Origin of the sequence: Micromonospora sp. LOL_024 (assembly GCF_048060415.1) — a bacterium.
Taxonomy (GTDB): domain Bacteria; phylum Actinomycetota; class Actinomycetes; order Mycobacteriales; family Micromonosporaceae; genus Micromonospora.
Window position 1 is genome coordinate 1 of record NZ_JBHMIS010000029.1, and the last position, 15,170, is coordinate 15,170.

Consider the following 15,170-nt stretch of genomic DNA (forward strand, 5'->3'; position numbering starts at 1 on the left):
GCCGGACATTCTTCGATTCAGGGCCACCCCTCACGGGGGTGGCCCTGAACTCGTCTCCAGACACCAAACCCCACCAACCCCGGCCCCGGAAACGACAACCCGCAGGGAACGGCCCCGCCGGCGCGAGGCCGGCGGGGCCGTGACGGGGCGGGTGCCCGGCGGGTGTCAGGACGGCTCCTTGGCGCAGATGAAGCGAGGCTCCGCAGAGTAGGTCCAGGAGAACCTCTCCCGCTTGACGGTCTTGCCGTCCTTCTTGATGACGCGGAAGGCGTCCTGGGCGAAGCCCTGGCTGCCATTGGCGGGAATGCAGGTCGGTCCAGGATCCAGGTAGACGGTCTTCGGTGAGGTGATGTTGCGCCGAGGACCGTACTCCGTCTTCACGCTGTCCCAGATCTTCGTACTCCAGATCGACACCGTCACCGAACTACCGGTGTACGAGGTGTCGATCAGGACGCCGTGGTCGGTGTTGTTGCGGAACTTGAAGTCCAGGTTGGGCCAGAAGATGGTCGACTCGATGACCGCTGGGTAGCGGCTGAAGTAGTACGAGTGCGGCTTGTGCTCGACGTCCTCCAGGCCCGCGTAGTAGGTGGCGTTGAACAAGGTCGTGGTGAACTGGGACGTGCCGCCACCGACACCGGGCACCAGTTTGCCGTCGAGGATCACCGGCGCGTCGCGGTAACCCTGCGCGTAACCGCGCTCGCCGGTGTGGTCGTTCAGCGAGAACGTGTCGCCGGGCAGCACCACGGTGCCCTTCACGTCGTTGGCGATCGTCACGATGTTCTGGCTGCGGGGCGACGAGAGCCCACCGGTGAAGTTCGTGGTGAAGGAGGCGATCTTCTCCTTGATCCCCAGACCGCCGAGCTTCTCGGCGGTGAGCTTCGGCTGTGCCGGTTTGAGGTCGGCGGAGACCGTGCGGCCGTCGGTGCGAGGTAGGACGGCGAGCAGCTCCTCACCGAGCCTGCTGGTGTCCACCTGCTGTCCGGCCCGGCCGTCGCTGATCTTCGGCTTGCCGCCGGAAATGCTCATGGTGGCGTTCTTCGCGGCGACCTCGACCGAGTCGAACTTGTCGCCGAGAGCGGACCGCAGCTGCTTGACGTCCACGCTGGGCGTGAGCTTGCCGGTCTTGTCCGCCTTGAAGCGGAGGCCCTTGGCGATCGCCGCCGGCGGGATGGTCACCGAACCCCGGGCCGTGGTCAGCTCGACCGGCGCCGCTACCGCGGGCTCGGCCAGCTCGGCGACCAGGCGATCCACCTCGTCGGCCGTGGTCGCCGGGTGGCTCTCCACGAGCGGCACCGTCACCGGCTGCCCACTGAGCCACCCCTCCTTGACAACCTGTGCGGAATACTGCGGATCGATCGTGAGGCTCGGCTTCGGGTAGCGGACCTTCGGCTTGGTGCCGGAGAAGGTGATGGCCGGCATGGTCATCTTTCGGCCCTGATCGCCGACGAGCTTCTCCAGCGCGGCCTCCAGCTTCGGCACGTCGACCGAAACGACCGGCTCGATCTCCCGGGAGCCGACCAACCGGTCCACCGCATGGGCGCTCGTCGCCGCCGCTGTCGCGACGGTGGCGTCCACGTCGACCGTGAGCCCCACCTCGGCCGGGTCGATCTCGGCCGTCTCCTCGCCCACCCGGACCTGAAGGGGGGCGGCCAGCTCGGCCGCACGGCGTTCCAGTTGGGCCCGCAGTTCCCGCGCCGCATCCGTGCGGCTTCGCCCACCGAGTTCGGTACCCAGCACGCTGGTGCCCCGCGGCACGTCACCGGCGTACGCCCAAATGGTCCCCGCGCCGACCGAGGCGAGCACTGCGCTTGCCGCACCGGCGGCGAGCAGGAGCCGGAACCGACGGGATCGGAAGCGCCGACCGTCCGGTGGTACGGGGCGCACCGGTTCCTCCACCGGCCAACTGACCGCCTCCACCTGGACGGTGGGCCGGTCGTCGGCGGGTGGTGGGCGTTCTTCGCCGTACAGCGTCACAACTACCTCTTAGGGATATTCCGCATTCGGGAGCCGGGACCCCCACTCCGGGAACCAACTACGGTAGCCAACGCGACGGCCGTCGGGGAGTCCGAGTTCGTGGGAACTGCCGTATGCGTCCGTTCGGTCCGGCACGAGCCCCGAATGATGGCTCCCGGTAGTGGTGGGCTGCCTGGTTGTCAGCGACGCGCCGGGCGGAAGGTGAGCAGGGTCATCGTCACGGTGGCCACGGCAGCGGCGGCAAGGGCGCAGCACAGTACCCCCGTGACGCTGCGTGGTGCGACCAGCGCCGCGCTCGCCGCCAACCCGAACGTCGTCAGCCACAGCGGTGCGGCCGGCCATCGAGCGGCAGTGGCCACCCGGTCGTTCACCAGCATGAACACCACCGCGTACAGGGCGCCGGTGGCGGCGAACAGCGGCGCCAGCCCGGCCATGTGCAGGTAGTCCGCACCGCCGGCGAGCCGGAAGGCCAGCTCGCCGCCGACGGTCGAGGCGGCCACCAGGATCGCGCCGCAGGCCAGGATCAACACCAGGGCCGTCAGCCGGGCCCGGCGGTCGCCGCGCGCCAGCCGGGGCAGCACCAGCAGCGTGACCACCTGCGGCGCCCAGAGCGCACCCTTGGTGAGCACCGCGCCGACCGCGTACGCGCCGGAGGTGGACCCCGGCAGCAGTTGGCGGGCGAGGATCAGATCCGCGTACGAGATGGTGAGCATCGCCAGGGTCGCGCCACAGGCGGTCATCACCTGCCGGGCACCCAGCACTCCCGGTACGCCGTTGGGCACCATGGCCCCGGCGACCGGCCCGGCAGCAGCCCTCCCGGCTGCTGCCGGCCGGGCGAGGCGAGCCAGCAGCGGCAGGGCGAGCAGACCGGTGAGCGCGGCCAGCAGCAGGCAGAACGCCGGTTCCAGACCGAGCACGAGCCCCACGACCAGCCCGCTGTAGCGGCCGGTGGCCAACACGGCCATCGAGACGGCCAGCCGCAGGAAACGCTGGTCACCCTGGAGTTCACCGAGCCACCGCCCGCCCAGCACGGTGGCGAAGGTGGTCGCCGCGAGCAGCAGGGTGAGCGCGACCGGCAGCCGCAGGGCCATCGTGAGCACAGGTGCGGCGGCGAGCGTCACCGCGGCGGTGAGAACGGCGGTCCGTAGCCCCAGTCGGGCAGAGTCACCGCCGCCCCAGCGAGCCCGGTGCGCGGCCACCGCGATCTGGAGGCCGTATCCCGGTACTGCCGCGATCGCGGCCAGCGCGAGCACCGTCGCGAGCGCACCCAGATCGGCGGCGCTGAGTCGGCGCGCACCGAGCACCGGCACGACGTACGCCAGCGCGTTGGTCACCAGGGTGGCGACGGTGACGGCGGCGCCGGCCGCGCCGAGCCGTGCCCTCGTGGCGTCCCTGCCCGTCTTCTGCGTCATGCCACTCCGCGTGGTGTCGGCCAAAGGGCCAGCCGGTGGCGATCGTCCGGGTAAGCCAGAGCTTCGCCCGCCGCGTCGGTCGGCCGCGTCCCGATACGTGAACCCGGTGCTGTTCCGCCCCGAGTGACCCCCGGGCGGCGGCCCGCACGCCCACCGCCTTCTGCCATGCCTCATTCCGGCTTCAGGGCCGGATTTCCGATCGCGATCTCGTTGGTGCAGAGCGACACGTCGGTCCCGGCCACGGCCAGCTCCACCGTGTCCCCGCCGCCGACGATGCGGAAGAAACGCTGGTTGAGGCCCTTCCTGACCGGGAACTCGGCGCTGCCGGTGCCGAACCGTAGCGTCGCCGTGCCGTCCGCCGAGCTGAGGTAGCCGATCCGGACCACCCAGTGCCAGTCGTCGCGCGGCTCGTCCAGCGGCATCCGTGCGGTCTGGCCGGTGGTTACCAGGTAACCGCAGCCTTCCTGGGGGCCCGGCTGGATCGTGCTGCCCACGATCGTGGCGACCTGGATCCGGCCCAGCGAGTCGAGCACAGACACGTTGTCGGCCTCGTCCACGTAGGTGGGGCGGGCGCCGAAGGCGCGGAAGAACCGGGACTGCAGGTTGTACGGCCAAGAGAGGTCCGGCACGACGTTGCTCGGGACCGGGCCGTCGAAGAAGACCGTGTCGGGTGGCGCGCTGGCCATCTCGATGCGGACGGTGTCTACGTACGACCTGCCGGACTTGGCCGCCCATTTGTCGCTGTACCCGGACGTGGTCCACACCGTGCCCAGGCAGACGGCCACCAGCACCAGGGCGAGCATGACGTGCACCGCCTCCCGGTAACGCTCCGGCAGCGGACCGAGCGGCCCCGGCGAGGGTGGTTCCGCCGCACCGTGCGCCGCTGCCGTGGTGGCCCGCGTCGTGGTGGCCTCGGGCTTCGGTGAGTCGGTGTCGGGTGTGGTCCCGGACGCCGGGTTCGGGTCGAGGTCGTCGGGGGCCTCGGCGTGGATGACGCCCGGCCGCGACACCACGAGCGCCGGCTGTGTCGATCGGACCGGTGGTGGCGCCGGGACGACCGGTGCGCCGATCGGTTTCTGGACGAGATCCGGTGTCCCCGACAGCGCACCGCCGGCCGGCGGTTCGGCCTCGTCCGGCGGTTCGATCTCGGCCGGGACACTGGATGGCCGGGCCAACCCGACCACGGTGACCCCGAGACAGATCGCCGCCACCACGACGGCGTCACTGACGTACCGGGGGACTCCGCCGGCCACACCGCTGAAGGACGAGCCGAGCCGGGTCGCGGCCAGCATGCCCGCCACCAGCAGCAGGTACGCCCCGAGTAGCAGCCAGGCCCGGCCGGCGCGGCGACGACGGCGTACGGTCGCCACGACCAGTGCGGCGAGGATCGCCCAGCCCACCCAGGTACCCAACTCCGGCGGTGCCGCGACCGGTGCGCCGTCCCCGGCGCCAAGCCACTGCCACGGCCCGCCCACCAGCCCGGCGACCACCGTGGACCCGAGCATCTGGGAGAGGAATGAGAACACCTCACCGGCCGAGGTGGGACGCCGCAAGGAGGACTCGGAAGTGCCCAGGTAGGCGGCGAGGAAGCCGAGTGACAAGACGGTCAGCAGCAACCACGACGGCCACCAGCGGCGCACGGTGGACCAGATGGTCCGGATCGGGCCGCCCTCGGCGTAGAGGGCCGCGGTCAGCAGGAAGACCAACGCGACGACCAGGATCGCCTTCTCGAAGAAGAAGAGGCCCAGCAGCACGGAGAGCGCCAGGGCCACCAGGTGTCGCCTACGCCGGGTCTGCACATAGCCGACCTGCGCGCCGACCGCGAGCACCATCGCGATCTGCATCGGCAGCACGTTGACGCCGACCGCCCACCAGGAGGTCGCCTCCAGTGTCAACGGGCTGAACATCAGCGCACCGAGCGGCAGGAGCAGCAGCCAGGACGGTTGCAGCAGCCTGCGCAGCAGCCGGAGGAAGGTGATCCCGAGGATCGTCTGACCGATCGCCATCAGCAGCACGTACGGCCAGTAGGCCATGCCGACGTGTTCGGTGACGAGCCAGGTGAACATCCGTCCCCCGGGCATGAGGTGATTGTTGTAGAGGGAGAGGAGATGCTCGACGGTGAGGTCGGACTCCGCCGCCTGGGTGATCATCACGTAGTCGTCGGCCGCGAGGAAGCCGCGGGAGGCCACCTGGGCGCGCCACAGCACACTGAGTGCGATCATCGCCAGGGCCGCCGCCCGGATCCGATCGCTGCTCAGCCAGCCGCTGACCCGGCCGGGCGAAGTCGCCGAGCCTGCCCCCGTCGATGCCATGGCGGGAAGACTGCCACACCGGCCACCGGGCCTCCCATCAGGTCAACGGATGGTTCGCCGGTGGCCGGGGCGCTCCGACGACGGCCGCGTACAGTGGCCGCCACCAGCGCGGCCGGCCGCCGCGCGCCGGCAGTGGTGAGGTCGACGGATGCGGGAACGGCTGGTGCCGCACGCGGTGGCCGCCGCCGTCACGGCGGTGGTGCTCGCACCGCTGGCCAATCCCGGGTACGTGCTGCGCTACGACATGGTCTTCGTGCCCCGGTCGGCGTTGAGCTGGGAGATGATCGCGCCGGCCACAGCGCTGCCCCGCGCCGTTCCGCAGGACGCGGTGGTGGCGCTGGTCGACCAACTCGTGCCGGGGTGGCTGTTGCAACGGCTGGTACTGGTGGCAGTCATCTACCTCGCCGCGCTCGGTGCTGCCCGTCTGGTGCCGACCGGGCGGCTGTCGGTGCGGGTGGTGGCGGCGCTCGGGTACGCCTGGTCCCCGTACCTTGCTGAGCGTTTGCTGATCGGCCAGTGGGGACTGTTGGTCGCGTACGCCGCACTGCCCTGGCTGGTGCGCGCGGCGATCGGGGTGCGGGCGGCCGAGCGAGGTGCCATGCGCCGGCTGCTGCTGGCGGCGGCGTCGGCGGCGATCACGCCCACCGGTGGGCTCCTCGCCCTGGTCGTGGTGCTCGTGCTGCTGGTCGGGCGGTACCCGGGTGCGGCCCGTGCGGTGCCGACCGGAGTGGGCGCGACCGTGCTGTTGAACGCCCCGTGGCTGGTGGCCGGGCTCGCCAGCGCCGGAGACGGCCGGTCCGATCCGGCCGGCGTGGCGGTCTTCGCCGCCCGTGCGGAGAACTGGGCCGGGCCGCTGGTGGCGCTCGCCGGTACCGGCGGCATCTGGAACGGGCAGGCCACCCCGGCTTCGCGGAGCGGCTGGCTGGTGCCGCTGGCGACGCTGCTGGTGCTGGTGGTGGCCGGCTACGGTGTACCGCTGCTGCGGCGTCGCTGGCCGGGGTCGATCGTCGGCCGGCTGGGGCTGTTGGCGGTCGGTTCGTGGCTGGTGGCGGCGCTCGGCGTGCTCCCCGGCGGGGCGACGTTGCTGGGCTGGCTGGTCGCCGGTGTGCCCGGTGCCGGGCTGCTCCGCGACGGCCAGAAGCTGCTGGTGCCGTACGTGCTGGTTCTGGTGGTCGCCGGGGCGCTCGGGGCGGAGCGGCTCGCCGGGTGGCTCGCGGTCCGGTTCGACGAGCTGACCGGACGAGTGTTGCTGGCCGGCGCGGTGTTGCTGCCGCTGGTGTTGCTGCCCGACCTGGCCTTCGGCGGTGCGGGACGGCTTCGCCCGGTGGCCTGGCCGGCGGACTGGGCGACAGTGGCCAGGCTGGTCGGCCAACGGCCCGGTGAGGTTGTTTCACTGCCCTTCCAGGAGTACCAGAGCTACGCCTGGAACGGCGGGCAGGTGGTCATCGATCCGGCACCGCGGTACCTCGGGGTGCCGGTCCTGATCGACGACACGCTGCGGGTGGACGGCGTCGCGGTCGTCGGGGAGGATCCCAGGGCCGCCCGGCTGCGTGAGCTGCTCGACGCGGGCGAACCGGTGGCGGCGGCCGGCCCGCGCTGGGTGCTGGTGCAGCGGGCCGCCGGCCCGATCCCGGACCGGGCCACGCTGGCTGGCCTGCGACCAGCGTATCTGGGTGACGAGCTGACCCTGTACGAGAATCCGGCGTGGCGGCCGTCGTCCACGCCGAAGGGACCGGGTCCGGTCGGTCTGGCCCACCTGCTGGCCGCAACTCTGGTGCTGGTGCTGGTGCTGGTGCTCGGGTTCTCGGGCACTGTGCGAAGGTGCTACCGCGTGGTAGCGTCCCGGCACGCGAGTCCCGCGGAAGGAGAAGGTGGATGAAGAACCTGCCCGCGTTCGTCGCCGTCGGGGTACTCGGGGTCGTGCTCGGCATGCTCGGCAGCGTCGGTCTGGCGAGCGCGCTCAGCCCGTCCGCCAAGGAGGCCGCGAACTCCAAGGTGAGTGAGCAGACCGAGGCCCCGCTGTACGGCACGCGCTGACCTCGAACGACCTGGAAGGCGCCCGCGAGACGCGGGCGCCTTCCGTGCGGTCGGTCGAAAGAAGTCGAGGCGGGCGCCTTGTCGGTCAGCTGGCCCGGGCGGTCGCCTGCTCCACCAGCTGGGCGAACCGCGCTCCGGTCGCCGTCCAGGTGTAGCGGGCCGCGTGGGCCAGCGCCGCCTCGCCCATCGACTTGCGCCGCACGTCGTCGGCGAGCAGCTCGCGCACCACCGAGGTGAACTCTCGTTCGTCGTCGACCAGCAGGCCGGTCTCGGTGTCGACCATGGCCTCGGCGACCCCGCCCGCGTAGCGGAAGGCGACCGTGGGTGTGCTTCGCGCGGCGGCCTCCACGATGGTCAGACCCCAGCCCTCCTTGAGCGACGGGGTGAGGGCGAGCCAGGCCGAACAGAGCAGGGCGTGCTTCTCCTGCTCGCTGACGAAGCCGGCGAAACGTACCCGGTCGCTGATCCCGAGGGAGGCGGACAGCTCGCGCAGCGGCTCCTCCCACCAGCCCTGCCCGGCCACCACCAATTCCAGGTCGGGTAGCTCGGTGACCAGTGCGGCGACCGTCCGCAGGGCTATCTCCACCCGCTTGTGCGGCACCAACCGGCCGAGCACCAGCAACGACGGGTGCGTGGTGCGCGGTAGCGACGGGCCGGTCACCGGGGGCGTGCCGTTGGGCACCACGTCGATCCGGTCGGCGGCCACCCCCAACGTGGTCAGCTCGCCCCGGCTCGCCTCGGAGACGGTGACGTAGCGGCAGCGCCGGTAGAGCCGCACCGCCAGCCACGACTCGATCCACCAGCCCAGCCGGCTCATCCACGGGCCGAACACCACCGGCCACTGCTCCCGGTGCACGTGGTGCACCAGCGCGATGACGGGCCGTCCGGCGTGGAGCGGAGCGAAGAACGGCACGCCGTTGCAGACGTCCACGACCAGATCCGGCCGACCCAGACCGCGTCGGCTCAGCGGGCCCAGCCCGAACCGGCCGGCGAGACAGGTCAGCGCCGCGCGCAGGTACACGGTCATCCGTGAGCCGCGCCGCAGCACGTCCACACCGGAATCGGTCGTGCCGGCCGGACCGGCGTTACCGTGGGCGGCGCAGAGAAGAGTCACCCGATGACCGACGGTGACCAGCTCGGTGGCGATCCTCTCGAGGTACACCTCCGAGCCGCCGCCCTCGGGATTGGTGGTGTCTCGCCAGTTGAGGAACAGGACATGGCGGGAGGGGGTGCCGGAGTTGTCCACGCTGCTCCTACCGGTGAGTAAGTGAGCACGATCGCGCCACCCTAGGGCGGTCCGACCCGCGCGCGCAATGGGCAGATTCGGCAGCGACGATCCGAAGGAGGCCCGCCGGACGGGGGTTTGCCGACGGGCCGAAACCTTGGCAGGGTGTGCAGCGCAACCGAATGCGATGCCCGGTGCCTGGCGCCCGAACTCGTCGCGGCCGGAGTTGTGACCTGCGGTGGGACGTCGTACGCAGGGGTGACGAGGAGGTGAGGCGGCGGTGGTTGCCGACCGTCCCGCGCCGGCGCGGGCCCTGTCCCACCGGTCGCCGGTGGTGCTGCTCAGTTCCGCACTCGTACTGTTGCTGGCCGGTTGGGCGGCGGTGGCGTACGTCCAGGCCGAACGGAGCACACCGACCTGCGTCGACCAGGTGCGGCTCCGGGTGGTGGCCTCTCCGGTGATCGCGTCGGCGGTCGACCGCGTTGCCCGGGCCAACGCAGGCAGCCAACCCTGTGTCTCCGTAGAGGTGCAGGCCCGGCCGTCGGCGACCGTGGCCCGCGAACTCGCGGACGGCGGCGATGTCGCGGACGGCGGCGATGTCGCGGACGCCTGGCTGCCCGAGTCGACGTTCTGGCTGCGCCGGGCGCGAGCCTCCGGCGCTTTCGAGGTGCCCGGGCAGGGCACCTCGGTGGCGAGCACCCCGGTGGTGCTGGCGGTCGACGAGCACGTCGCGCGTCGATCAGGTTGGCCGGACAAGCGGCTGACCTGGGCGTCGCTGCTCGGTACCCGGGCAGGTCCGGTCCGGGTCGGGCTGCCCGATCCGGCGGTCGACCCGGCCGGTGTCGGTGCCCTGCTCGGCGTCCGGGTGTTGGCCGACGACAACGGAGACTCGGCCGCGACCGTGGTGGCGACGCTGCGTGGCCTCGCCGAGCGGACCTTCAGCCCGGCCGGTACCGCCGGTGCGCTGACCCCGAACCGTGAGCTGCCCGGCCGGGCCGACATCGTCGCCGCGAGCGAACAGGCCGTCCTCGAACACAATGCCCTGGCCGCCGAGGGCAAGCTGGTCGCCGCGTACCCGGAGATCGCCGTGCCCTGGCTCGACCTGCCGTACGTGGTGCTGCCCGGCGCGCCGGACCGCCCGCGTGACGCCGCCACGACATTCCTGGCCAGGCTGCTCGCCGCGGAGGCACGGGAGGTGTTCACCGGCTACGGGTTCCGGACCACTTCGGGCCTCCCACCGGCGCTGCCCGATGACGACCGGCTGCTCGCCGAGGAACGCCGGCCGGTCCCGCTGCCGGCAGAGGAGACGGTCAGCGACGTGTTGACCGGCTGGAGCGGTGTGCAGCGCAGCGCCCGGATCCTCACCCTGCTCGACATCTCCGGGTCGATGGCGGCGACGGTGCCGGACGGCGGGACCCGCCTCGACGCCACCGTCCGGGCCGCCCGGGAGGGGGCTGAGCTGCTGCTGGCCAACAGCGAACTCGGAATCTGGGCGTTCGCCACCGAGGTTGACGGGGACCGGGACTACCGCGAGGTCCTGCCGGTGGCCCCGCTGGGCGGTCAGCGTGAGAAGTTGGCGGAGGCGCTGGCCGGCCTGCAGGTCAAGCCACAGGGCGGCACCGGGCTCTACGACAGCACCCTGGCCGCGTACCGCGACGCGCGGCGCAACTGGACGCCGGGCCGGATCAACCTGGTGCTGGTGATGACCGACGGGCGAAACGAGGACGGCGACAGCATCGGGCGAGCCGACTTCCTCGCCGAACTCCGGCAACTGCAGGAGCCGCGCCGTCCGCTGCCGATCATTCTCATCGGTCTCGGCGGGGCCATCGACCCCGACGATCTGAACGCGATCGCGAAGGTCACCGGCGGACGGGTCTTCGTCACCGAACAGCCCGGTGGTATGCGGCGCATCTTCTTCTCCGCCCTGGCCGACCTGAGCTGCCTGCCCCCGCAGTGCCGCCGATGAGCCGGGTGCTGGCGCGGCTGCGTCGCTCGCCCGGCACGCCGCTGACGTTGCTGCTGCTCACCGCGATCGCCTTCGGGCAGCGGCCCGGGCAGGTCACCTTCGACACCAAACTGGATCTGGCCGCCAACCCGATCCACTTCATGGCCCGCGCGCTGCACCTGTGGAACCCCGAAGCCACCTCGGGGGAGCTGCAGAACCAGGCGTACGGCTACCTGTTCCCGATGGGACCGTTCTTCGCCGTCGGTCAACTGCTGGCGGTACCGCCGTGGATCACCCAACGGCTGTGGACTGCTTTGCTGCTCGTCGCCGCGTTCTACGGACTGCTGCGGCTGGCCCGAGCCCTGAACATCGGCACCGAGCCGACCCGGTACGCTGCGGCGCTCGGCTACGCGCTGGCCCCCCGGATCCTCACCGAGGTCGGTGCGCTCTCCTCCGAGACACTCGCCGCCTCGATGCTGCCCTGGGTGCTGCTGCCCCTGGTCACCGTAGGTCGCATCGGGTCACCGCGACGCGCCGCCGCGCTCTCCGCGCTGGCCGTTCTCGGCATGGGTGGGATCAACGCGGCGGTGGTGCTGCTGGCCCTGATGCTGCCCGGTGTGTGGCTGTTCACCCGCCGCTGGGACGGGCCGCACCTGCGGCTGGTCGGCTGGTGGTGTGTCTGCGTGGTCGGGGTCTGCCTGTGGTGGATCGTGCCGCTGCTGCTGCTCGGCCAGTACAGCCTTCCGTTCCTGGACCACATCGAGTCGTCCACCACCACCACGGCGGTGGCCTCGCTGTTCCAGGCGGTACGCGGCACCAACCAGTGGGTCGCGTACATCGTGCAGGGCGAGCCGTGGTGGCCGGCGGGATGGCTGCTGATCGACCATCCCGTGCTGATGGCGCTCACCGCGGTGGTGGCGATGATCGGGCTGGCCGGGCTGGCCGGCAACCTGCTGCCTGAGCGACGGTTCCTGGTGGCCGGTTTCCTCACCGGGCTGACCCTGCTCACCATCGGATATGTCGGTGCGTTGGACAGCCCGTTCTCCGAGATCGTCCGCGACCTGCTGGACGGCCCGCTGGCCCCGTTCCGCAACGTGCACAAGCTCGACCCGGTGTTGCGACTGCCGCTGATGCTCGGCTTCGCGCACGGCGTCGACGCGGTAGCCACCCGGATGCACAACGCGCTGACCCGACGCCGGCCCGGCATCCGGTTGCGTCCGCTGGTCTTCGTGCCGGTGCTGCTGCTCGTGCTGGGGGCCGCCGCGCCGGCCTGGTTGGGGCTGCTGCGCCCCGGCCCGGGCTGGTCCGACCTGCCGCCGCAGTGGCGTGCCGCGGCGACCTGGCTGGCCGACCGCGACGCGCTGGCCCGCACCCTGGTGGTGCCCGGTTCCGGCTTCGGGCAGTACGAGTGGGGACGGACCGTGGACGAACCGATGCAGGTGCTGGCCGGCGCGCCGTGGGCGGTGCGTCACCAGGTGCCGCTCGGCTCGGCCGGCAACACCCGGATGATGGACACCGTCGAGCAGGTGCTGGCCAGCGGCCGTGGCTCGGCCGGGCTGGCCGACCTGCTCGCCCGTTCCGGCTTCCGGCATCTGCTGCTGCGCAACGGCATCGACCGGGTTGCCCAGGCTGACGCGCCGCCGGTGGCGGTGCTGCGCCGGGCGTTGGCCGACTCGCCGGGCATCGCCCGGGTCGCTGCCTTCGGCACCACCGACGCGCTGTCCCGTACGCTCGGCAGCCCGGTGGACGACGGCAACCGCTCCCTACCGGCGGTCGAGGTGTACGAGGTGCAGCGTCCGGTTCCGATCGCCTCGGCGGTGCTCACCGCCGACGTGCCGACGGTCAGCGGTGGCCCCGAGTCCCTGCTGCCCCTGCTGGAACAGGGGGTGGTGGAGCGGGACCGGCCGGTGGTCCTCGCCGGCGACCGGGACGACTCTCCGGACGCCGTCGGCGGATCGTGGATCGTCACCGACGGTCTGCGTCGCCGGGAACGCGACATCGGTCGGGTGCGGGACAACCTTTCCCAGACGTTGACCGCTAACGAGACGGGACGGCAGGGACGGGTGGCCCTCGACCTGCTGCCCTTCGCCGCCGATCGGCACCAGACCACCGCGACCTACCAGGGCGTCCGCGAGGTTACGGCCTCCTCGGCGGTGAGTTTCGTGGACACTCTCGGTCCGGCCGACCCGTCGCACCTGCCGTTCGCGGCGGTCGACGGGGAGTACGCCACCGCCTGGCACTCGGCGCCACTGGCCGGTCCGATCGGTCAGTGGCTACAGGTGGACCTGGACACGCCGCGTCAGGTGGAGAGCGTGCGCCTGGCCTTCGTCAGCGATCTCGCGGTGGGCTGGCCGGTGGGCAGGTTCCGGATCACCACGGACCGGGGTTCGGTGGACCACGAGGTCGCCCCCACGTTGGGCGGTCACTCGTACTACACGCTGCCCGGCGCGACCAGCCGGGTGCGGGTGACGGTGCTGGAGGTGGCCGACGGTCACCTCGACGGCGGCGTCGGAATCCGCGAGCTGTCCATTCCGGACACCGAGCCCCGCCGCGCCCTGCGCGTACCGGCCGACCTGCCGGCCGACCTGCCGACGGCGGCGAGCTGGGTGTTCAGCCGAGGGCCGGCCGAGCGGCCGTCGTGCTACCCGACCCCGGCGAGCGGCGTGGACCCGGGGCCGGGCGGCGGCTCGGGCGGAGCCGGGGCGACCACGCGGGCGGCCGGTACGGTGATCCGCTGTGACCGGTTCCTGGCCCGGGTCGGTGAGGAGCCACTCGGCCTCGACCGGCTGTTCCGCAACCCGGCCGCCGGCACGTATCGGATGGAGCTGTCAGCGGTGCCCCGGCCGGGTGGGGAGCTGCCGCTCACCGGCACGAAGGTGACAGCGACCTCCTCCTCGCGCCTCGGCGGTGACCCGGCGGTGGCGGCGCACGCGGCGATCGACGGTGACCCGGGCACGGCCTGGCTCGCCGACACCGGCGACCTGCGTCCCACCCTTGTGCTGAGCTGGTCCGGGGAGCGCCGAATCGACCGGCTGCGGTTGCGTGCCACCCGGTCGCCGGTCGGTTCGCTGCCGCAGCGGGTGGAGATCCGCACCGCGGACCGCGAGGTGGAGGTGCCCGTGGACGCCGACGGGACGGTCCGCTTCCCAGCGGTCCGGACCGACCGGATCGAGATCGTGGTGCGGGAGACCGAGTACCGCCTCGCCGATCAGCGCGGCAACGGCTGGCCCGCCACCGCCGGTGTCGCCGAGGTGGAGATCCCGGCGCTGGCGAACCTGATGAGCCCGATCGACGCCGACACCCGGCTGGTCGAATCGTGTGGCGACGGACCGACCGTCGAGCTGGACGGTGTCCGTTACGAGACCTCGATCACCGCCGACCTCGCGGACGTGCTGGCCGGGCGGCCGGTGCCGATCCGCGTCTGCGGCGAGGGCGGCGCGGTCCTGGACCTGCCGGCGGGCGGACACCGGCTGGCGACCTACCCTTCGGCGGGCTTCCTCGTGCAGGACGCGACCCTTCGACCGGACGCCGACCGACCTTCCCCGCCCCGATCTCGGGCGGTCACGGTGCTGGACTGGGCGCCCACCGACCGGACGGTGCGGGTTGCCGCCGGGGAACGGGCGTTGCTGGTGGTGCCGGAGAATGCCAACGCCGGCTGGACGGCCACCCTCGACGGGAAGGTGCTGACCCCCTCCCGGGTGGACGGATGGCAGCAGGCGTGGGTGCTGCCATCCGGCAGCGGCGGGGAACTCCGGCTCGTCTTCGCACCCGACGAGGCGTACCGGGGTGCGCTGGCGGTGGGCGCGGTCCTGGTGCTCGGGGTACTGGCCCTTGCCGCCTGGCCGGTGCGGCGCGGGTCACGGCCGGACCCGGGCAGGGGGTACCCGATCCCGGCCGAGGCTGCGGGCTGGGCGATCGGTGTGCTGTTGGTGGTGCTGCTCGCCGCGTTGGGTGGGGTGCTGCCGGTGGCCATCGTGCTGGCCGCGATGCTGCTGCGGCAGTTGGTCGTGCGGGCCCTGCCGGTGGTGGTGCTGGGTGGGCTGACGGTGGCTACCGCGACCGCCGTCGCCGGTCGGCTGCAGGGGCACGGGCAAGACTGGGCGTACCGTTCGTGGGTGCAGGCGGCCATGCTGGTCGCGATCGGCGCGGTGGTTGCCGCGGTGGTGCCGGTCCCCGGTGTGCGGTCCGAGCCGGCCATCCCGCATGATGTGACGCCGGGCACGTCCGGCGAGCCGTCGACGGCGGCGTAGAGCCAGGGCGAGGAC

The 15,170-nt window shown here is 72.2% G+C and carries 8 protein-coding genes; 4 read left to right on the plus strand and 4 right to left on the minus strand.

All coding sequences use genetic code 11. The features are described from left to right. Window positions 1-165 precede the first annotated feature (165 nt). The 3 genes from ACFHWY_RS22685 to ACFHWY_RS22695 all read right to left on the minus strand — a co-directional run bounded on the left by ACFHWY_RS22685 (window position 166) and on the right by ACFHWY_RS22695 (window position 5,698). Entirely contained in the window at window positions 166-1,974 is a 1,809-nt protein-coding gene (locus tag ACFHWY_RS22685; RefSeq protein WP_416582262.1) for a VanW family protein, read from the minus strand. A gap of 179 nt (window positions 1,975-2,153) precedes the next feature. After that, complete coding sequence (locus tag ACFHWY_RS22690) at window positions 2,154-3,386, minus strand: polysaccharide biosynthesis protein (RefSeq protein ID WP_416582263.1); 1,233 nt, start codon at window positions 3,384-3,386, stop codon at window positions 2,154-2,156. Window positions 3,387-3,556: 170 nt separating this feature from the next. Next, the gene (locus ACFHWY_RS22695; protein WP_416582264.1) at window positions 3,557-5,698 is read right to left on the minus strand and encodes a hypothetical protein; all 2,142 of its coding nucleotides are present in this window, start codon (window positions 5,696-5,698) and stop codon (window positions 3,557-3,559) included. A gap of 148 nt (window positions 5,699-5,846) precedes the next feature. On the opposite strand from ACFHWY_RS22695, the gene ACFHWY_RS22700 reads away from it, so the two are divergent. After that, complete coding sequence (locus ACFHWY_RS22700) at window positions 5,847-7,577, plus strand: hypothetical protein (protein ID WP_416582265.1); 1,731 nt, start codon at window positions 5,847-5,849, stop codon at window positions 7,575-7,577. Next, complete coding sequence (locus ACFHWY_RS22705; RefSeq protein WP_416582266.1) at window positions 7,574-7,735, plus strand: hypothetical protein; 162 nt, start codon at window positions 7,574-7,576, stop codon at window positions 7,733-7,735. Before ACFHWY_RS22700 ends, ACFHWY_RS22705 begins: the two co-directional genes overlap by 4 nt. Window positions 7,736-7,820: 85 nt before the next feature. Here ACFHWY_RS22705 and ACFHWY_RS22710 read toward each other — a convergent pair whose 3' ends face one another. Beyond that, window positions 7,821-8,981 (minus strand): glycosyltransferase family 4 protein, encoded by a 1,161-nt coding sequence (locus ACFHWY_RS22710; protein ID WP_416582267.1) that lies wholly within the window; start codon window positions 8,979-8,981, stop codon window positions 7,821-7,823. Between the two features lie 259 nt (window positions 8,982-9,240). Between ACFHWY_RS22710 and ACFHWY_RS22715 the strand changes: the two genes are divergently transcribed. Both ACFHWY_RS22715 and ACFHWY_RS22720 read left to right on the plus strand, forming a co-directional pair. Beyond that, window positions 9,241-10,926 (plus strand): substrate-binding and VWA domain-containing protein, encoded by a 1,686-nt coding sequence (locus ACFHWY_RS22715; protein WP_416582268.1) that lies wholly within the window; start codon window positions 9,241-9,243, stop codon window positions 10,924-10,926. Beyond that, window positions 10,923-15,155, plus strand: a complete 4,233-nt coding sequence (locus tag ACFHWY_RS22720; RefSeq protein WP_416582269.1) for an alpha-(1->3)-arabinofuranosyltransferase — start codon at window positions 10,923-10,925, stop codon at window positions 15,153-15,155. The genes ACFHWY_RS22715 and ACFHWY_RS22720 overlap by 4 nt, the downstream gene beginning before the upstream one ends. Window positions 15,156-15,170: the final 15 nt, after the last annotated feature.

Coding starts and splice junctions, on each gene's coding strand:
- ACFHWY_RS22690 (WP_416582263.1), bottom strand. CDS start 3,386: ATGACGCAGAAGACGGGCAGGGACGCCACGAGGGCACGGCTCGGCGCG.
- ACFHWY_RS22695 (WP_416582264.1), bottom strand. CDS start 5,698: ATGGCATCGACGGGGGCAGGCTCGGCGACTTCGCCCGGCCGGGTCAGC.
- ACFHWY_RS22700 (WP_416582265.1), top strand. CDS start 5,847: ATGCGGGAACGGCTGGTGCCGCACGCGGTGGCCGCCGCCGTCACGGCG.
- ACFHWY_RS22705 (WP_416582266.1), top strand. CDS start 7,574: ATGAAGAACCTGCCCGCGTTCGTCGCCGTCGGGGTACTCGGGGTCGTG.
- ACFHWY_RS22720 (WP_416582269.1), top strand. CDS start 10,923: ATGAGCCGGGTGCTGGCGCGGCTGCGTCGCTCGCCCGGCACGCCGCTG.